The organism is bacterium, from assembly GCA_030652805.1.
Lineage (GTDB): Bacteria > JAHJDO01 > JAHJDO01 > JAHJDO01 > JAHJDO01 > JAHJDO01.
In genome coordinates this window covers 14,680-33,105 of the sequence record JAUSPT010000054.1, presented here as the reverse complement: position 1 = coordinate 33,105, position 18,426 = coordinate 14,680, and the positions used below count along the sequence as shown (strand labels likewise).

At 39.1% G+C, this 18,426-nt stretch carries 19 protein-coding genes and 2 tRNA genes; 12 read left to right on the top strand and 9 right to left on the bottom strand.

The window, feature by feature from the left end:
* Positions 1-12 precede the first annotated feature (12 nt).
* The gene (locus tag Q7J67_05700; GenBank protein ID MDO9464773.1) at positions 13-669 is read right to left on the bottom strand and encodes a TIGR00730 family Rossman fold protein; all 657 of its coding nucleotides are present in this window, start codon (positions 667-669) and stop codon (positions 13-15) included.
* A 137-nt stretch (positions 670-806) separates the two neighbouring features.
* On the opposite strand from Q7J67_05700, the gene Q7J67_05695 reads away from it, so the two are divergent.
* The 12 genes from Q7J67_05695 (at position 807) to Q7J67_05640 (ending at position 10,557) form a co-directional block, all read left to right on the top strand.
* A complete protein-coding gene (locus Q7J67_05695) occupies positions 807-1,280 on the top strand; it encodes a hypothetical protein (protein ID MDO9464772.1) in 474 nt (157 codons plus the stop codon).
* Positions 1,281-1,425: 145 nt separating this feature from the next.
* Positions 1,426-1,737 carry a hypothetical protein gene (locus Q7J67_05690; protein ID MDO9464771.1) on the top strand — a complete coding sequence of 104 codons (312 nt, stop codon included), beginning with the start codon at positions 1,426-1,428 and terminating at the stop codon, positions 1,735-1,737.
* The gene (locus Q7J67_05685) at positions 1,737-3,686 is read left to right on the top strand and encodes a V-type ATPase 116kDa subunit family protein (protein ID MDO9464770.1); all 1,950 of its coding nucleotides are present in this window, start codon (positions 1,737-1,739) and stop codon (positions 3,684-3,686) included. Before Q7J67_05690 ends, Q7J67_05685 begins: the two co-directional genes overlap by 1 nt.
* A gap of 12 nt (positions 3,687-3,698) precedes the next feature.
* A complete protein-coding gene (locus tag Q7J67_05680) occupies positions 3,699-4,178 on the top strand; it encodes a V-type ATP synthase subunit K (protein ID MDO9464769.1) in 480 nt (159 codons plus the stop codon).
* A gap of 16 nt (positions 4,179-4,194) precedes the next feature.
* Complete coding sequence (locus Q7J67_05675; GenBank protein MDO9464768.1) at positions 4,195-4,800, top strand: V-type ATP synthase subunit E family protein; 606 nt, start codon at positions 4,195-4,197, stop codon at positions 4,798-4,800.
* On the top strand, positions 4,800-5,828 hold the full coding sequence (locus tag Q7J67_05670; GenBank protein ID MDO9464767.1) for a V-type ATPase subunit: 1,029 nt from the start codon (positions 4,800-4,802) through the stop codon (positions 5,826-5,828). The genes Q7J67_05675 and Q7J67_05670 overlap by 1 nt, the downstream gene beginning before the upstream one ends.
* The gene (locus Q7J67_05665) at positions 5,821-6,129 is read left to right on the top strand and encodes a V-type ATP synthase subunit F (GenBank protein ID MDO9464766.1); all 309 of its coding nucleotides are present in this window, start codon (positions 5,821-5,823) and stop codon (positions 6,127-6,129) included. The genes Q7J67_05670 and Q7J67_05665 overlap by 8 nt, the downstream gene beginning before the upstream one ends.
* The gene (locus tag Q7J67_05660; protein MDO9464765.1) at positions 6,126-7,886 is read left to right on the top strand and encodes a V-type ATP synthase subunit A; all 1,761 of its coding nucleotides are present in this window, start codon (positions 6,126-6,128) and stop codon (positions 7,884-7,886) included. The genes Q7J67_05665 and Q7J67_05660 overlap by 4 nt, the downstream gene beginning before the upstream one ends.
* Before the next feature lie 9 nt (positions 7,887-7,895).
* On the top strand, positions 7,896-8,387 hold the full coding sequence (locus tag Q7J67_05655; GenBank protein ID MDO9464764.1) for a hypothetical protein: 492 nt from the start codon (positions 7,896-7,898) through the stop codon (positions 8,385-8,387).
* Positions 8,388-8,527: 140 nt separating this feature from the next.
* Positions 8,528-8,827: a nucleotidyltransferase family protein gene (locus Q7J67_05650; GenBank protein ID MDO9464763.1), complete on the top strand. Its 300-nt coding sequence runs from the start codon at positions 8,528-8,530 to the stop codon at positions 8,825-8,827.
* Positions 8,824-9,162, top strand: a complete 339-nt coding sequence (locus Q7J67_05645) for a DUF86 domain-containing protein (GenBank protein MDO9464762.1) — start codon at positions 8,824-8,826, stop codon at positions 9,160-9,162. The genes Q7J67_05650 and Q7J67_05645 overlap by 4 nt, the downstream gene beginning before the upstream one ends.
* A 15-nt stretch (positions 9,163-9,177) precedes the next feature.
* Entirely contained in the window at positions 9,178-10,557 is a 1,380-nt protein-coding gene (locus Q7J67_05640) for a V-type ATP synthase subunit B (GenBank protein MDO9464761.1), read from the top strand.
* Positions 10,558-10,576: 19 nt separating this feature from the next.
* On the opposite strand, the gene Q7J67_05635 is transcribed toward Q7J67_05640, so the two are convergent.
* From Q7J67_05635 to Q7J67_05600, 8 genes are all read right to left on the bottom strand, one after another.
* Entirely contained in the window at positions 10,577-11,656 is a 1,080-nt protein-coding gene (locus Q7J67_05635; GenBank protein MDO9464760.1) for a M24 family metallopeptidase, read from the bottom strand.
* 117 nt (positions 11,657-11,773) lie between these two features.
* Entirely contained in the window at positions 11,774-13,288 is a 1,515-nt protein-coding gene (locus tag Q7J67_05630; GenBank protein MDO9464759.1) for a 2-isopropylmalate synthase, read from the bottom strand.
* 9 nt (positions 13,289-13,297) lie between these two features.
* Positions 13,298-14,296 (bottom strand): ketol-acid reductoisomerase, encoded by a 999-nt coding sequence (gene ilvC, locus Q7J67_05625; GenBank protein MDO9464758.1) that lies wholly within the window; start codon positions 14,294-14,296, stop codon positions 13,298-13,300.
* A 4-nt stretch (positions 14,297-14,300) separates the two neighbouring features.
* Positions 14,301-14,795: an acetolactate synthase small subunit gene (gene ilvN / locus Q7J67_05620; GenBank protein ID MDO9464757.1), complete on the bottom strand. Its 495-nt coding sequence runs from the start codon at positions 14,793-14,795 to the stop codon at positions 14,301-14,303.
* Between the two features lie 18 nt (positions 14,796-14,813).
* Positions 14,814-16,493, bottom strand: coding sequence for a biosynthetic-type acetolactate synthase large subunit (gene ilvB, locus Q7J67_05615; protein MDO9464756.1), 1,680 nt, complete (start codon positions 16,491-16,493; stop codon positions 14,814-14,816).
* A gap of 4 nt (positions 16,494-16,497) precedes the next feature.
* Positions 16,498-18,162, bottom strand: coding sequence for a dihydroxy-acid dehydratase (gene ilvD / locus Q7J67_05610; protein ID MDO9464755.1), 1,665 nt, complete (start codon positions 18,160-18,162; stop codon positions 16,498-16,500).
* Positions 18,163-18,197: 35 nt separating this feature from the next.
* Positions 18,198-18,271: transfer RNA gene (locus Q7J67_05605), tRNA-Asp, on the bottom strand.
* Positions 18,272-18,296: 25 nt separating this feature from the next.
* Positions 18,297-18,373: transfer RNA gene (locus Q7J67_05600), tRNA-Val, on the bottom strand.
* Positions 18,374-18,426 lie beyond the last annotated feature (53 nt).

Below are 18,426 nucleotides of genomic sequence, written 5' to 3'. Positions count from 1 at the left end.
TATACTCCACAATCAGACGGGAGTGTATGTATTTCTTTTGTAAAAATCTTTTATAACCTTTATTACTTCCTGAGAAGTGTCTGCAACATGGAAAATATTTGTATCTTTTTTAGAAATATACTTTCGTCTGACAAGTTCTCCATTAATCCATTCAACCAACTCTTTCCAGTATTCCTCTCCTACCAAAATTACAGGAAAAGATTTGATTCTTTTGGTTTGTATTAATGTAAGCGCCTCAAAGAATTCATCCATTGTTCCGTAACCGCCTGGAAATACAACATATGCAGAAGCATACTTAACAAACATTACCTTTCTGCAAAAGAAATATCTGAAGTTAAGAAGAGTTTTGACAAACTTGTTTGGCTTTTGTTCTCGTGGTATTTCAATGTTCAATCCTATTGATTCTCCGCCTGCTTTAAATGCGCCTTTGTTAGCAGCTTCCATTATCCCGGGCCCGCCGCCGCTGATAATGGCATAGCCTTCTTTTACAAGTATCGCTGCCAGCTCTTCAGCCATTTTATAATATTTATCATCAGTTTTTACTCTGGAAGAGCCGAAAATGCTTACGGCTTTGCCTACTCCGGATAATATTTCAAATCCCTCTATAAACTCTGCCATTATCCTGAAAACACGCCATGTATCATCAGATTTAAAATTCTCTATATGCATAATAATTACCCCTTTTTTCTTATTTAAGATATCACATTGCGCCAATAAAATCAAAGTTCGTATTGACAAAGTATCTGACGAGCCCTATAATCACCGATGAGTTACAAGAACGCTATTAAGGAAAGGGGGTGAGACATATGAAATTAACAGGTACAGTTCTTACAATTGTATTAGCTATTGGTCTTATGATATCTACATCAGTGGTCTTTGCTGGAGAATTGGAAGCTAAAGGCGATAAGATATTGGATGACTGCTGTAAAGCTCTAACATCCTGCGGCGTAGATATGGAAGACTTAAGCGGTAAGATGACCTCAGAGGTTAAGCCCATTATAGACGAGGCGAAAGCATGTATTAAGGAATGCAAGAAGAAAATAGCTATTGCTGAAATTGATAAAGATGAAGCTGTAATAGCTGATGCTAAAGCATCTATAATCAAATGCGAAAACGCAATAAAGGGATGCAAGAAGGTTAAAGCTACTGCAGGATCTTTGGGTAAAAGAGGAAAACTGCTGAAGGAACTTGCTAGCGAAGGGCCGGAAACATTCATGAATAAGATAGCAGCTAAGACTAAAAAGGTAGCAGGCAAGGTTAAACTAAAAAAGAAGAAATAGCTTTCTCTAATAGGGCTTATATTTTCTAGGTAAAATATTCTGGATTTTGTAGGCCCTATTCTTTTGCCGAAATGCGCTTGACCCTCTCACAATATTTATGCTAACATAGCGCCAGTGTATGTCTTATATGTAATGGGAGATAGTTTTGATAGAAGAAGTAATAGAGAGGGTAAAACAAGCTGAGCAAAAAGCATCAAAGCTTATAGAAAAAGGAAAACACCTAACAAGTACCAATCTAAAAAATGCTCAAAAGTATGCATCAGCTTATATTGAAAAGGCTGCCGCAAATGCAAGGGAAGAAGCGAAAAAGATACTGGCAAAAGCTGATATACAGGCTAAAGCGCAAGTCAAAAAAATACGCGAAAATAATGCCGAATATCTGTCTGCGCTTGAGCAAAAGGCTCAACTCAAACAAGAGAGTGCTATAAAAACTATCCTAGAGGAGTTAAGACATTAATGGCTATCTCTCAAATGCAAAAGGTCAATATAATTGGAGTTAAATCTCAATGTCCGGATGTTGTCTCTTTCTTGGAATCACTTAATATCATCCAGATTAATCATATTGAGCAAGCACAGGCTAAAAAACATAAAGACTTTCTAAAGCCAGTTCAGGCAAACCTGGATCAATTCAAAAAAGAGCTTTCTGAACTTCAATCCACTATAGATTTTTTGTCGCGTTTTGGGCAAAAAACAGGTTTTATCTCCGGTTTGATGGGTAGCAAAATCCTGCTATCATCTGACGAATTTGAAAAAACAGCTCTAGGATTTGATTATAGAGAGATACATAAAACTTGTATGCTCATTCAGCAGGAATTGCATAAAACAGAAAGGGAAATTGGGGTGCTTCATGCTCAATATAATCAGCTCATCCCGTGGAAACCCCTTAGCCTCTCTTTAGATACATTCAATATAACGGAGACTATCAAGTATGCATTTTTAACTGGAACTACTGGCAAATTTGCTTATTTCAAGAACTATATGGGTAAAAAGTTTCCTCTTTTACACTGTGAAAAAGCTTCAGACTATCAGGAAACAGAGAATATTGTAGCCATATATTTTCGCGATCAGGAAAAAGAAATACTTAGCGAATGCAAGAAACTAGGAGTTGAAAGAGTAGACTTATACAATCTTAAGGGAACAGTAGATTCAAACCTTGAGAGAATATCCAATCAGTTGAAAAGGCTCAAGGAAAAACATAAAACCCTCAATAAAGACGCGACTGAGCTTACGCGTTATTCAGGCAAACTAAAGGTTGCCTATGATTATAGTTTAAGCTTAAACTATAGAACATCCCTGCAGAATAAATTTTTAGAATCAAATGAAACTTTCTTGCTCGGAGGCTGGCTAAAAAAAGACAACGTTAGAAGATTTAAAAAACAAATTTCAACAAGATTTCCAGCATCCAGTGTAATTAAAGTAGATCCTGCTAAGGGAGAGAAAGCACCCATATATCTTGAAAACAAGCCTATATTTAAGCCATTTGAGACGGTAACTGATTTATATGGAACTCCGGCAAATACATCTGTTGATCCTACTCCTTTTATGGCTCCATTCTTCTTCTTATTTTTTGGATTGTGTCTTACAGACGCCGGGTATGGTCTTATTTTAAGCACTATTGCTCTTTTAGGCTTATCAACAATAGCTCATACGCCAGGTATTAAAAGATTTTTCAAGCTTATATTATATGTTGGAATATCAACAATTATCTGCGGGGTATTTACAGGAGGCTGGTTTGGTATAGAGGCAGAAAAACTTCCAGTATTTTTGCAAAAAGTCATCATATTTAGTCCTCTAAAAGATTCAATGCAGTTTTTTATAATAGCCTTGGCTTTGGGATTTATTCAACTGTACTGGGGAATATTGATTAAAGTATACAATTGTATTAAAAGTAGAGATTTTGCCGGAGCAATATTTGATCAGATACCATGGCTCATTATTATGCCATCACTTCTATTATTAACAATGGGTAAGAGCATGGGAAAATGGCCAGCTTTAGCAGGAGCTGCAGTTATAATTCTCTTCTTTGGAAGAGATCAAAAAAATCCAATTGCGAGAGTTCTTTCCGGAATAGTAATAGGCTGTTTATGGCTGGGTAAAGACATTGTTGGGAATATACTTTCGTATTCAAGATTAATGGCTCTGGGATTGTCTACTGCGGTTATTGCACTGGTTGCAAACAAGTTAGCAGGAATTGCTTTGGGGATTTCCATTCCAGGCGTAAACATACTTCTGGCGGTTATTATACTTTTCGTGCTGCATTCGTTGAATTTTCTAGTTAATTCACTCGGCGCGTATGTTCATTCAAGCAGGCTGCAGTATGTTGAATTCTTTCCATATTTCTTTGCTTCAGGAGGCGAGCAGTTTGAGCCTCTTAGCAAAAACACAAAATATACAATAATTAAATAAGGAGATTGAAGAATGGAAGTATACGTAGGGTTGTATTTAGCAATCATGGGAGCTGCATTAGCTGTTGGGTTTGCAGGAGCAGGATCAAGTATTGGGATTGGCAATGTGGGACAATCAGCAGCAGGAGTATTAAGTGAAGAACCTGAAAAATTCGGCAATCTGCTCATTCTGGTAGCGTTACCGGGAACACAGGGAATATACGGATTTGTTATCGGGTTTTTGGTTATGCAGAAGCTGGGATTAGTTACAGGGACGATTCCATCAGTATCTCTCCAGCAGGGTTTGCAGATACTTGGCGCATGTCTGCCAATGGCAATAACAGGTTACTTTTCAGGTATTCATCAAGGCAAGGTGGGCGCTGCTGGCTGTGGAGTTGTGGCAAAACAGCCGAAGGATTTTATGAAAGCCGTAATATTTTCTGCGCTGGTTGAAACATACGCTATCTTCGGTTTACTTGCATCATTCCTGATTCTTAGAGGAATACAACTGTAAAAATTAGGGTTATACTATGTCTATAGAAAATATTATAAAAAAAATAGAAGCTGATGCTGAAGGGGAGTGCAAGGTGCTAAGAGATAGAGCAGCCATGGAGATTAAACAGATACAGGAACAAGCAAAAAATCAGGCTAAAAAAGAGAGAGAAAGTATTCTGAGACATGCAAAAGAGCAGGCAGAAAAAAATATGAATAAGGCTGTTGTTTCTGCGAATCTTGAGTGCAGGATTAAGTCATTGAAAGTTAGGCAGGACATAATCTCACTATGTTTCGAAAAAGCATACGGTAAAACACTTAAGTTACCTCCATCAGATTATTTAGGACTAATAGAGCTGAAGTTGCTGAAACTTACAGAAATCGGAGATGAAAAGGTGATATTTGGAGATCTGCACAGAGAAAAGTTCAATAGTGATTTTATAAATCAAATAAATAAGAAACTGGTTTCAAAAGGAAAAAAGGGGAAACTTTGTATCTCAAATACTTCAAGACCTCTAAAGTCCGGTTTCTTTCTAATAAAAGAGAAACAAGAGATCAACGCATCCTTAGAACAATTAATTAAGATACTAAGGCATAAATTACTAATAAAAATAAACAACGTTCTCTTTGGACAGCAGGTATAATGTTTATTGATAAAGCCTCATACGTAGAATATAATCCCGAATATTTGTTTGCTATAGGTAAGCTGAGGGTCTATGAGAGAAAACTCATTAGTAAGGCAACTCTTACCCAACTTATCGAATGTAATGGCTTTCAGGAACTGGTTTCCATATTAAGCGAGAGAAATTATTCAGATAATATATCCTCTGTAGAAAGGCCTGAAGATTTAGAAAATCTAATATTTGACGAAATGTCAAACACTATAGGTGAGATAAAAAAACTGTCTCATGATGATGAAGTAACTAATTTATATCTATTCAGATATGATATGCAAAACCTGAAATTCCTGATAAAGGCTGGGAAAAATTCTGAGGATATTAACCATGCTCTGCTCTATAGAAGCGTAATAGATACTGAGAATCTTGAGGATTCAATAAAAGAAGAAATTTTTTATGTATTTCCAGACTCTCTAAGGAACAAAATAAAAACAATATGGCTCGAGGAAGTACAACAAGGAAACCTTCAGGAAGCAGAAATTCTCCTGGATAAACTATGGCTGGAAACAGGATATTGTTACATGAAAGATAGTGGGCAAATATTTCTAAGGGATTTCTTTTCCGTATTGATTGATATATATAATCTTAAGGTGATCCTTAGAACTAAGGTTATGAGCTATGATCCAGAGAGGGTTAGGGGATACATTGCAGAAGGAGGTTTTATTGACAAATCTGTCATGCTAAACTCTTACAACATGGAATTGGAAAGAATAGTAAAATCCTTTCAGTTCTCAGATTATAATAAAATTCTTAAACCAGGAGTTGAACATTTCCAAAGATATAATTCTTTCTGGAAATTTGAGCAGTTATGCAACGAATTTTTAGTTGAATTTGTAGATATTGTAAAATTCCTGGTTGCTAGTGTGTCAGTTCTCATACGATACCTGGTAATTAAAGAAATTGAGCTTAAAAATCTGAGAGCTATTTTAATCGGGAAAAACAATGGGCTTTCAGCTGGACAAATCAGCCAAAATTTGGGGTGCGCGTATGTCTAGCATTGCGGTAATTGGTAAATCAGATATAGTTTCTGTGTTCTCTGCATTTGGCATAAGTGCTTTTCCAATAGATAACTCAGAAGATGCCGTGTTAAAACTTAATGAACTGGTTTCGCTAAACACTGATGTTGTTTTCATCACAGAAGAGCTGGCAGGCCAGATTATACATATAATTTCTGAGATAAACATAAAGAGTCAAACCAGTATTACTGTTATTCCTGACCATAAAGGTTCAAAGGGAGTAGCAGCAGCTATAATTAAAGATACTGTAAAAGAAGCAATAGGAATGGATATTATATGAATGGCAAGATAATAAAAGTTTCAGGACCTCTGGTCTTAGCAGACTGTATGCAAGATGCAAGAATGTTTGACCTGGTAAAAGTAGGGAATAAAAAGCTCATCGGAGAGATAATAGAATTAAGAGGCGACGTAGCCTCCATTCAGGTATATGAAGAAACAGCAGGAATTGGCCCGGATGAACCCGTTATATCAACAGGCAGACCTCTAAGTGTAGAGTTGGGACCTGGATTAATAGAATCAATATATGACGGTATCCAACGTCCTTTGGATATATTGATGGATAAAACAGGAGAATACATTACCAGAGGTGTTTCTGCCCCGGGAATTGACCGCAATAAAAAATGGCATTTTGTGCCGTCTGCAAAGGCAGGAGACACTGTGCGTTATGGAGATGCAATTGGAACAGTTCAGGAAACAAACACAGTTATCCATAAAATCATGGTGCCTTCAGGAGTAGAAGGCAAAATAGAAAAAATTACAGAGGGTAAGTTCGCTGTTGAAGATACAGTTGCAGTAATTAAAACCGACAAAGGGTCTAAGAATATTACAATGCTGCAATACTGGCCTGTAAGAATTCCAAGACCATATCAGAAGAAGTTAGTGCCTGAGACTCCTCTTATTACAGGCCAGCGAGTAATTGACACATTTTTCCCGATTGCTAGAGGAGGCACCGCTTGTATTCCAGGTCCTTTTGGCAGCGGAAAAACTGTCGTTCAGCATCAACTTGCAAAATGGTCGGATGCAGAGATTATTGTCTATATAGGATGCGGAGAACGCGGCAATGAAATGACAGACGTATTAATGGAATTTCCGCAGCTTAAGGACCCAAAGACGGGTAACCCGTTAATGAAAAGAACTGTGCTTATAGCCAACACATCCAACATGCCTGTTGCCGCAAGAGAAGCTTCTATATATACAGGAGTAACAATAGCTGAATATTACCGCGATATGGGATATAATGTTGCGGTAATGGCTGACTCTACCTCCAGATGGGCAGAGGCATTAAGAGAAATGTCAGGCAGACTTGAAGAAATGCCCGGTGAAGAGGGTTACCCGGCATATCTTCCTGCAAAACTTGCTGAATTCTACGAACGGGCAGGCAGAGTAATATGTAAAGGCGCAGATTCCAGAGAAGGCACATTAAGCATAATCGGCGCTGTATCACCTCCGGGAGGCGATCTTTCTGACCCGGTTGTTCAGGGAACGTTGAAGGTTGTTAAAGTCTTTTGGGCACTGGAAGATAAACTGGCATACAGGCGTCATTTCCCTGCAATAAGCTGGATCAATAGTTATTCTTTATACCTTGATAATATTCATGACTTCCTGAAAGAAAATTTAGGTGAAGACTGGATGAGAATGCGACAGGAAGGCATGAAACTTCTCCAGCAGGAAACTGATCTTCAGGAAATCGTACGGCTTGTCGGGCTGGATACTCTTTCTGTTTCTGACCGCCTTATTCTTGAGACTGCAAAGTCTATAAGAGAAGACTTCCTACATCAAAACGCATTTCATGAAATAGATACTTATACATCGCTTAAGAAGCAATATCGCATGCTGAAACTAATTATGATGCTTCATGAAAAATGCATTCAGTCATTGGGCGAAAATATACCTATAGAATCGCTGACCAATCTGAAAATCAGAGAAGATATATCGCGAATGCGGTTTATTCATGAAAAAGAACTTGATAAATTCTCCGAATTGGAGAAAAAAGTAGAAGAAGAGATAAGTCAGCTTACAGTGGAGAGTAAGAAGTAAAAAGGATTCATGCAAAACTATCAAAAGACTATTTTGTGTGGTATTGGCGCAATATTAATAGTTGTGTTGTTTGCGCATTATCTCATTGGCAACCCTGTCACAGGCCTAATGTTACTAAAGTGGGGGAAAGTAACAAAAGGTCATATTGTGCAAACAGATCAAGATTATGAACACAACGAATCAGGTTCTCATGCTTCCTATAGTGTTCAATACGAATATAATATCGATGGACAATATTTCAAAAAGCGATACATTCGTTCTGGTAAGCTGAAACCTACACTTGAATCTCTTGAAAAGCCTTATCCTGTCGAAATTGAGTATTTCCCCAAATATCCTGCTATTAGTAGATTAAAGGGAAATGGAGCTCAGTCTTTTATCGAATGGTTTTTTAGAGAGTTTTGTCTGGGACTGTTCGTATATGGCCTTTTTCTTATACCTGGCATCTTTCTCATAAACGATGGGTGGAAAGATAAAAAAAGAGAAGAAGTGAAAAGAATATAAAATTAGATGAAACGAGATTGCTTCGCTAGCTCGCAATGACTTAACAGAATAACTATTTGCAAATAGGAAGAAGATGTGGCATAAGCAAGAACGGAAATTAGGATAAGGTAAAATTAAGTAATTTGATTGGAGGGTAGACGATGCGACAGGTCAACAGAAATGAAGTTGTGAAGCAGTTAAACATGCTGTTCCCAAATATCAAGAAAAGATTCAAAGCAAATTCAATTTTATTGTTTGGCTCAGTTGCAAGAGGAGAAAATCGGATAGACAGCGATATAGATGTTTTAGTAGACTTTAAAAAAGGCGCTGATTTATTTGACTTGATGGGACTAGCTGATTACTTGGAACACAATCTACAGCATAAAGTAGACGTTGTCTCCAAAAATGGACTAAGGGAAGAATTACGGGGCATTGTAGAAAAGGAGGCGATAGCAATATGAGAAAAATCGAATTATATCTGAAGGATATATTAAAGGCGTTGGAGGACATTACTGAATTCGTTGGCAATATGACATTTGAAGAATTCATAGCGGATGACAAAACGAGCAGTGCAGTTTTTAGAAAACTGGAGGTGATAGGAGAAGCCGCTAAAGGTGTTCCAAACGATGTTCGGCAAAAATATCCTGAAGTCCCATGGAAAGAGATGGCAGGCATGAGAGATAGATTGATTCATTTTTATTTCGGAATTGACTATGAGCTAGTATGGAGCACCATTAAAAAACGGATACCTGAGATAAGGCCATATATTGAGAGGATTGTTTGCGATAATAGCTAATAAGGCACGGTATAAATGCAAAAAGAATATTTGACTGTTAGAGAGATAGTTGGCCCGCTTATTCTTGTAGAGGATATAAGCGGGGTGAAATATGATGAGCTAATAGAAATTGGCTTGCCAAGTGGAGAAGTGAGACAGGGGAAGGTTTTGGAAATTTCCACTGATAAGGCTCTTATACAGGTATTTGAGGGGACAAGTGGAATAGATATAGCTAAAACCAGAGTGAAATTTTTGGGTAAAGGAATAGAGCTTCCTGTTTCAGAGGATTTGATGGGCAGGGTCTTTGACGGGCTGGGCAAACCAATGGATGATGGCCCGGAAATAATTCCTGAGAAATATCTGGATATAAACGGCAACCCTATCAATCCATATGCGCGTGATTATCCGTCTGAGTTTATTCAAACAGGGATATCTGCAATAGACGGCCTGAACACTCTGGTCAGAGGACAGAAATTACCTATTTTTTCCGGCTCTGGACTTCCGCATTCCCATGTTGCCGCTCAGATTGCAAGACAGGCAAAGGTTGTTGGCAAAGAGGAAAAATTCGCTGTTGTTTTTGCTGCTATTGGCATAACCTTTGAAGAAGCAGATTTCTTTATTTCGGATTTTAGAAGAACAGGAGCTATAGAGCGAACAGTCTTGTTCATAAACCTTGCTGATGACCCTGCTATTGAGAGAATTGCTACTCCGCGTGTTGCACTAACGGCAGCAGAATATCTGGCATTTGAGAGAGGTATGCATGTATTGGTCATATTAACGGATATGACCAATTATTGCGAAGCATTACGTTCTGTATCTGCCGCCAGGAAAGAAGTTCCCGGCAGAAGAGGATATCCTGGTTATATGTATACTGATCTTGCTTCAATTTATGAAAGGGCAGGTAGAATTAAAAATAAAAAAGGATCCATTACTCAGATTCCTATCCTGACCATGCCTGACGATGATAAAACACATCCTATACCGGATTTGACAGGTTATATTACAGAGGGGCAAATTATACTGAATAGAAGTCTTCATAAAAAGGGGATATCTCCTCCTATTGACGTTCTTCCGTCACTTTCAAGATTGAAGGATAAAGGGATTGGCAAAGGGAAAACCAGAGAGGACCATGCCGATGTTTTCAATCAGCTTTTCGCTGCTTATGCAAGCGGCAAAGAAGCGCAGGAACTTGCAATTATTCTTGGAGAATCCGCTTTGAGCGATATAGATAAATTATATTTTAAGTTTTCAGATGAGTTTGAAAAACGCTATGTTGGTCAGGGATACGACGAGAATAGAACCATAGACCAAACACTTGACCTGGGATGGGAACTCCTCTCAATGCTGCCAAAATCAGAACTAAAGAGAATAAGACCAGAATATATAGAGAAATATCTGCAGAGTAAATCTAAGTAGGCATGCGAATTGTGTCCATTTATTTTATGTAAATATCCGGCTTCTGTATGGACTGATCTTCATACTTGACGGTTAACATTGGCCAGTCTGCTGCCTGTGTGATTATTTTTGTTTTATCCTTGAGAGCAATTATTGTGTCTTCTGACTTTGTTCCTGTAATGGATGGATTCCATGCAAAAGCCTGATTCAACTCAACTGTTTCTTTACTGTCAGATGTTCCTTTGTAGTCTCTGCATGAATAACCTGTTGCTCCTCCCTGGTGATGCAGTTTCCACTCATCCCTGAAACCGGTTCTTTCATAAACATCTAAAGCTTTACTGAAAATATCTCCAACAATATTTCCCGGCCTTGTATTTGCAGTAAAGGAAGCATCAATCTTTGTAACTGCGTTATGCTTTTCTCTTAATTCAGAAGGCAGGCTTCCAAAATGAACAAGCCTTGTTAATGACGTTATTAAACCCCATTTTCTTGCGCATACCACAATCATAACATGTTTTTTTATTCTATTATCTGTTGGGATTGGATGTCTGTATTTCTTGATACGTTCATCAGCCGCTATAAGAAGAACAATGGGAATTATGCCTGACGGAAGAAGTCTTTCTGCTACCAGCCCAGCTACTTTGTGCTCAGAATCGCCGGGCTTTATAATATCAGATACTTCCTTTAGACTTTTTGAACTCTCATGTCCAATCCATCTGTATTTTTCTATTTCCGACTGAGTTAAACTATAGCGCAACGGGGCAATTTCTTCATCTGAGGCAACACGCATACCATCTGTTATCTCTTTAATAATTTCTGCAGATCTATCGGCCTCATTCCATGGAAATTCAACAAGTTCAAATGCCTGGTCATTTATCTCCTCATCTTTGATACGCGGAGCTTCAATATTGTTGGCAATAATATATTTTTTCGCTTTTGTGACAATAGCTGTAACACTACCGATTTCAGTTGCTATGCCAACGTGGTTATCCCCACCTCCTGTGAGCCACGCAAAATTACTCTGTTTGTTAATAATGACAGCACCATAGCCGTTACTATCCATAAATGCATATAGTCTTTTTTCTTTCTCCCTAATTTCACTTTTAATATCTATTTTCATCTTTACCTATAATTTCTCGTTACTTAAATGTAAGCTGTATGTTGAGACGACTAGCCTCAGTGCATCGTAAGCGAAACAGGAGAGTGTTTGCTAGGCGACGAGGCATGCAACTTACATTTAACTTTTATGCTTTGCCAACAACCTATTCATAGCGTTGACATACGCTTTCACACTTGCTTCAATAATGTCTGTACTAGCTCCCCTTCCTGCTACTGTTCTATTACCAACCGCAACCTTTACATGAACCTCGCCTAATGCGTCCTTTCCTCCGGTAACAGCTTGGAGGGAATAGTCAATAAGTTTGGCTTTCAGATGGGTAATTCTGTCAATAGCTTTATACGCGGCATCTACAGGTCCGTCTCCACAAGCTGCTTCCTGGGAAATTGCATCTCCTTTTCTTAATCTTATAGTAGCAGTTGGTATAGTTTTATTTCCGCTTACAGTATTAAAGTATTCAAGAATGTAAGTTTCCGAAGTTGTAATTATTTCATCCTCAACTATAGCCTCCAGATCTTCATCAAAAACCTCTTGCTTACGGTCTGCTACTGTTATAAATCGCTCATAGACCTGATTCAGTTTTTCTCCTTTGAGTTTATACCCCAGCTTTTCCAAACGATGTTTAAGCGCATGTCGTCCGGACCGAGCTGTTAATACAACATCGCTTTGTTGAACGCCAACTTCCTCAGGTTTCATAATTTCATAAGTATTTCTATCCTTAAGAAAACCATCTACATGAATACCGCTGCTATGAGCAAAGGCATTCTTCCCTATAATAGCTTTGTTTGGAGGAACTGATATGCCAAGGAGACGCGACACAAGCTTGGATGTTCTGTAAAGTTCCACTGTTTTTATTCCCGTAGAAAAACCAAAATAATCTGAGCGGACTTTAAGCGCCATAACTATTTCCTCAAGTGATGCGTTACCAGCGCGTTCACCAACTCCGTTGATTGTACACTCTGCTTGTCTTGCCCCAGCCTTCACTCCTGCAAGGCTATTCGCTACAGCCAGACCAAGGTCATTGTGGCAGTGAACACTAATAATAGCCTGACTAATATTCGGAACTTCCTCTCTAATCTTCATGATAAGTGATGCGAATTGTTCTGGCATAGTGTATCCGGTTGTATCCGGGATATTAATGATTTTTGCACCTGCTTCTATAACGGCTTCCACCATTTCCAGTAGAAAACCTGGCTCTGCTCTTCCAGCATCTTCTGCGTAAAACTCCACTTCTCTGGCGAATTCCCTTGCTAATTTGACCGACTGCACAGCCATTTTCAAAACTTCAGTTCTTGTTTTTCTAAGCTTACTCTTTATATGGATATCTGAAACACCGAGCCCTGTATGAATTCGTGATTTAGAGACTCCTTTTAGGGCTTTTCCTGCTATCTCTATATCCTCAGAGCGACATCGAGTGAGTGCACAAATGATCGGTTGATGAATCTCCTTGCCAATCGCCTGAACAGCTTCGAAATCGCCAGGAGAAGAAGCAGGAAAACCAACTTCCATTACATCCACGCCCAAACGCTCCAGTTGTCTGGCTATCTCAAGTTTTTCCTGAGGACCCAGTCGAGTACCTGCGGCCTGTTCTCCATCACGCAGAGTAGTGTCAAATATTATAATCCTATTTCCCATGAGTTCCTTTTATTTCCCCTTGGTAAGCCAGGGCATCATACCTCGCAGTTTCTTGCCTATTACTTCAATCAGATGTTTCTCATCCTTTTTAGCCAATGCATTAAATACAGGTCTATTAGCCTGATTCTCCAGAATCCACTCCTTGGCAAATTCTCCTGACTGAATCTCCTTTAATATCTTCTTCATTTCAATTTTTGTGTCTTTGGTTACTATTCTAGGACCTCTGGAAAGATCTCCATATTCAGCTGTATTACTAATTGAATACCTCATCCACCCTATACCGCCTTCATGTATCAGATCTGTTATCAACTTCACTTCGTGCAGACATTCAAAGTAAGCCATTTCCGGCTGATAACCTGCTTCAACCAGCACTTCAAAACCTGCCTTTATTAAAGCAGTTAATCCGCCACACAGAACTGCCTGCTCACCAAAAAGATCAGTTTCTGTTTCTTCTGCAAAAGTCGTCTCTATTACACCTGCTCTTGTGCCGCCAATTCCCTTAGCATATGCAAGCCCAATATCCTTAGCCTTGCCTGTGTATTCCTGAAAAATCGCTAATAGGCATGGCACGCCGCCGCCGCCTTCATACATTCTTCTGACCAGATGGCCAGGTCCCTTTGGCGCCACCATAAAAACATCTATGTTGCTTGGAGGAACTATTTGCCCAAAATGAATATTAAATCCATGTGAGAAAACAAGCGCTTTGCCATCCTTTAAATGTGGAGCTATTTCGTTTTCATATACCTTTGCCTGCACTTCATCCGGAGTTAAAATCTGAATAATATCCGCTTTCTTAGCAGCTTCCTGTGCGCTTACAGGTTCAAATCCTGCCTTAACAGCCATTTCCCAGTTTGGACTGCCTTTAAGATCACTAACAATAACCTTTATTCCGCTATCCCTGAGATTTTGCGCCTGAGCATGTCCCTGGCTGCCATAACCAATAATGGCTACAGTTTTCCCTTTTAACAGCCCTAAATCTGCATCCTGATCATAATACATCTTTACCATGTTCCTAACCTCCTATTTTTTTATCTACTCTTGTCATTGCTATTTTGCCGGTTCTGGCGATTTCTGCTATTCCAAACGGTCTTATTAAATCCAAAAATGTATTTAGCTTTTTTTCATCTCCATCTATTTCCACTATTAGATGTTTTGGGCTCATGCTTACTACTTTACACTGAAAAGTCTCAACAATTTGGGTCAACTTTGTATATTTCTTTGCGTCATAAGCAAGTTTTATTAACATGAATTCGCGGTCTATTATGTCCTCTCCGGTTAAATCCTGAACCTTTATCACATCTATAAGTTTATTAAGCTGTTTTGTGATTTGCTCAAGAACCTTTTCATCTCCTTCTGTAACAATAACCATTCTGGAGATTGTTGGATCTTCAGCGGTTGCACCTACAGATAAACTTATTATATTAAATCCTCTTCCACTAAAAAGCCCGCTTATTCTGGCAAGAACACCAAACTTGTTTTCAACCTGACATGATATTATATGTTTCATTTTATTATTTTATCCTTTCTATGCTAATCCAGAGAGCATTTCTGTCAAACTTGCTCCTGCAGGCACCATAGGAAATACATTCTCTTCTGGTGCTACTCTAAAGTCTATAACAAAAGGTGCGTCAGTTTTTATAGCCTCTTTAAGCGCTCCTTCAACATCCTTTTTGCATGTAACCTTTAGACCTTTTGCTCCGTAAGCTTCAGCTATTTTTACAAAGTCAGGGTTACTGTCAAGAATTGTATGCGAATACCTCTTTTTGTAAAATAACTCCTGCCATTGTCTTACCATTCCAAGACAGCCGTTATTTAAAATTGCTACTTTAACGTTTATTTTATTTTTAACAGCTGTACCAAGCTCCTGAATATTCATCTGAAAACTACCGTCTCCAGCTATATCAAAAACAATCTTGTCCGGACATCCAACTTTTGCTCCAATAGCTGCAGGAAAACCAAAACCCATTGTGCCAAGACCGCCGGAAGAAATAAATGTTCTGGGCTTTGTATATCTAAAAAATTGAGCCGCCCACATTTGGTTCTGTCCAACCTCTGTTGTTATAATGGCTTCTCCATTCGTAACTTCCTCTATCTTTTCCACAACATACTGAGGCTTAATACAATCACCATCATCTTTATATGCTAGAGGGCATTTCTTTTTCCATTCTTCTATCTTGCTATTCCATTGTTTCCTTGTTCCTTGTTTTATATATTTGATAAGTTCCTCAAGAACCCTTTTAACATCTCCAACTATAGGAATGTCTGTCTTAACATTTTTCCCTATAGCAGTAGGATCAATATCTATGTGAATTACAGAGGCATGCGGCGCAAATTCACTGATTTTTCCAGTTATTCTATCGTCAAATCTTGCTCCAACCGCAACAATAAGGTCTGAGGCCATAACAGCATGATTTGCATATTGAGTCCCATGCATACCAAGCATATTTAGAGATAATCTGTGATTGTCAGGAAAACCTCCCTTACCCATAAGAGTAACAGTAACAGGAATATCATTCTTTTCGGCAAGTTCCTTTACAAGAACATTTGCGCCCTGAGAAGCAATAACTCCCCCGCCAATATACAAAACAGGTTTCTCGGATTTATTAATAGCTTCTGCAGCTTTCTTAATCTGCTTAATATTCCCAGCATATGTTGGTTTATAGCCTTTAATATCAGCTTTTTCAGGGTATAAGAAATTAGTCTTATCTACCATCACATCCTTTGGCAAATCTATAAGAACCGGACCAGGTTTACCAGTAGAAGCAATATAAAAAGCTTCTTTAATTGTTTGAGCCAGATCAGCCACATCTCTAACAAGATAATTGTATTTTGTTATAGGTCTTGTTATCCCAACAATATCAGCCTCCTGGAATGCATCATTACCTATCATTGATGTTAGTACCTGTCCGGTTAATGCAACAAGAGGGATAGAATCCATATATGCAGTAGCTATCCCTGTTACCAGATTAGTTGCTCCGGGTCCTGATGTAGCAAGACAAACTCCAACTTTTCCTGTAGCTCTTGCATACCCGTCAGCAGCATGAGCCGCTCCCTGTTCATGCCTAACCAGAATATGCCTGATCTCTTTTGTTGCATATAGTTCATCATATACATCCAGCAGAACACCGCCTGGGAAGCCAAATATGACCTCTACCTTCTCTTTCTTTAAACTTTCTATAAGTATTTTAGCTCCACCCTGTTTCAAAATATCACCCCTTTTTAAATATTGCTCCGGAACTTGCCGAAGATACCATCTGCGAATATCTATACATATATCCGGATTTTATCTTTGGTTCTGGCTTTTTCCATTTACTCAATCTATTTCTAATTTCCTTATTAGTTAACTTAATATTTAGTTCTCTAGCAGGTATGTCTATTTCAACAGTATCTCCATCTTTCACTATAGCCAATGGACCGCCTTCAGCTGCTTCTGGAGATATATGTCCAATAGCTGCCCCGCGCGTGCCGCCTGAAAATCTTCCATCAGTTAATAGAGCTACACTATCCGCAAGTCCAATACCTGCAAGCGCTGCAGTAGGAGAAAGCCCTTCTCTCATTCCAGGACCACCCTTCGGCCCTTCATAACGAAGAACAATAATATCTCCCTTCCTGATTTTTTTATTCATTATATCTTTCATAGCTTCTTCTTCAGAGTCAAAAACCCTTGCAGGCCCTGAATGCTTCATCATATTAGGACTAACAGCAGACTGCTTAACAACAGCTCCATCAGGCGCTAAATTGCCTCTTAGTATTGCAATCCCTCCTTGTTTAGAATAAGGCTTGCTTATTGGTCGGATAACCTCTTTATTGAGAATCTCGCATCCTGCAATATTCTCAGAAACTTTCTTGGTCGTTACTGTTAAGCATTTCTTATTTATTACTCCCAGTTTACTGATCTCTGCCATTACTGCATGTACTCCCCCGGCTTCATCAAGATCCTCAAGATGATATCTGCCTGCTGGTGATAGTCTGCATAAATTTGGCACCTTTTTGCTTATTTTATCAAAAAGGCTAAGATCAAATTCTATTCCAGCTTCATTTGCAATAGCTGGCAGATGGAGGACTGTATTAGTTGAACTGCCAAGCGCCATTTCTACAGCTATTGCATTCTTAAAAGCGTCAAGCGTTGCAATGTCTCTTGGCTTTACATTTTTCTTTATGAGCTCAATTATCTGTGCCCCTGCTTCTTTGGCAAGTCTTATTCTTCTGGCATCAACAGCAGGTATTGTGCCATTTCCCGGCAAGCCCAACCCCAATGCTTCGCTAAGACAGTTCATTGAGTTCGCAGTGAACATGCCTGAACAGGAACCACACCCTGGACATGCCCTCTCTTCTATTTCAAGAAGCTCTTTTTCACTCATTTTACCACCTGCCACAGCTCCAACTGCCTCAAAAACACTTATTAAATCTATTGCCTCTTTTCCAATCTTACCTGCCATCATAGGTCCGCCGCTTATTATGATTGCCGGGATATTTAACCTGAGCGCTGCCATAAGCATGCCAGGCACAATCTTATCACAATTAGCAACAAGCACAAGTCCGTCAAAAGGGTGCGCTTTTGCCATAACTTCTATTGAGTCTGCAATTAGTTCCCTGGAGCCCAGAGAATATTTCATGCCTTCATGATTCATTGCAATGCCGTCACATACTCCAATCACACCAAACTCCATAGGTGTTCCACCGCCCATATAAACACCTGCTTTAACAGCCTTAACTATTTGCTCAAGATGAACATGTCCGGGAATGATCTCATTAAAGGAATTTGCTATTCCTATGATAGGTCTTGAAAGTTCTCTGTCGCTATAGCCCATGGCTTTTAAAAGAGAGCGATGAGGCGCTCTGGAGATTCCTTTTTTCATCAAATCACTACGCATACCTATCCCTCCTTAATCAAAAATTTCTTATCCGGCGGGAGCGACGGGACTCGAACCCGCAACACCCAGATCGACAATCTGGTACTCTAACCAGTTGAGCTACGCCCCCGGAAAAGCTGCACTTTCGTCATTTCTGGTGGGCGGTACTGGGTTTGAACCAGTGACATCCTGCTTGTAAGGCAGGCGCTCTCCCAGACTGAGCTAACCGCCCGAAAAAGTTAGTATATAAAAAGCTAATATGCTTAGCAAGCAAAAAAACCTCTG

Coding starts and splice junctions, on each gene's coding strand:
- Q7J67_05635 (MDO9464760.1), bottom strand. CDS start 11,656: ATGAAAATAGATATTAAAAGTGAAATTAGGGAGAAAGAAAAAAGACTA.
- Q7J67_05665 (MDO9464766.1), top strand. CDS start 5,821: ATGTCTAGCATTGCGGTAATTGGTAAATCAGATATAGTTTCTGTGTTC.
- Q7J67_05645 (MDO9464762.1), top strand. CDS start 8,824: ATGAGAAAAATCGAATTATATCTGAAGGATATATTAAAGGCGTTGGAG.
- Q7J67_05695 (MDO9464772.1), top strand. CDS start 807: ATGAAATTAACAGGTACAGTTCTTACAATTGTATTAGCTATTGGTCTT.
- Q7J67_05685 (MDO9464770.1), top strand. CDS start 1,737: ATGGCTATCTCTCAAATGCAAAAGGTCAATATAATTGGAGTTAAATCT.
- Q7J67_05700 (MDO9464773.1), bottom strand. CDS start 669: ATGCATATAGAGAATTTTAAATCTGATGATACATGGCGTGTTTTCAGG.
- ilvD (MDO9464755.1), bottom strand. CDS start 18,162: ATGCGTAGTGATTTGATGAAAAAAGGAATCTCCAGAGCGCCTCATCGC.
- Q7J67_05660 (MDO9464765.1), top strand. CDS start 6,126: ATGAATGGCAAGATAATAAAAGTTTCAGGACCTCTGGTCTTAGCAGAC.
- Q7J67_05650 (MDO9464763.1), top strand. CDS start 8,528: ATGCGACAGGTCAACAGAAATGAAGTTGTGAAGCAGTTAAACATGCTG.
- Q7J67_05655 (MDO9464764.1), top strand. CDS start 7,896: ATGCAAAACTATCAAAAGACTATTTTGTGTGGTATTGGCGCAATATTA.
- ilvN (MDO9464757.1), bottom strand. CDS start 14,795: ATGAAACATATAATATCATGTCAGGTTGAAAACAAGTTTGGTGTTCTT.
- Q7J67_05640 (MDO9464761.1), top strand. CDS start 9,178: ATGCAAAAAGAATATTTGACTGTTAGAGAGATAGTTGGCCCGCTTATT.
- Q7J67_05670 (MDO9464767.1), top strand. CDS start 4,800: ATGTTTATTGATAAAGCCTCATACGTAGAATATAATCCCGAATATTTG.
- Q7J67_05680 (MDO9464769.1), top strand. CDS start 3,699: ATGGAAGTATACGTAGGGTTGTATTTAGCAATCATGGGAGCTGCATTA.
- Q7J67_05675 (MDO9464768.1), top strand. CDS start 4,195: ATGTCTATAGAAAATATTATAAAAAAAATAGAAGCTGATGCTGAAGGG.
- Q7J67_05630 (MDO9464759.1), bottom strand. CDS start 13,288: ATGGGAAATAGGATTATAATATTTGACACTACTCTGCGTGATGGAGAA.
- ilvC (MDO9464758.1), bottom strand. CDS start 14,296: ATGGTAAAGATGTATTATGATCAGGATGCAGATTTAGGGCTGTTAAAA.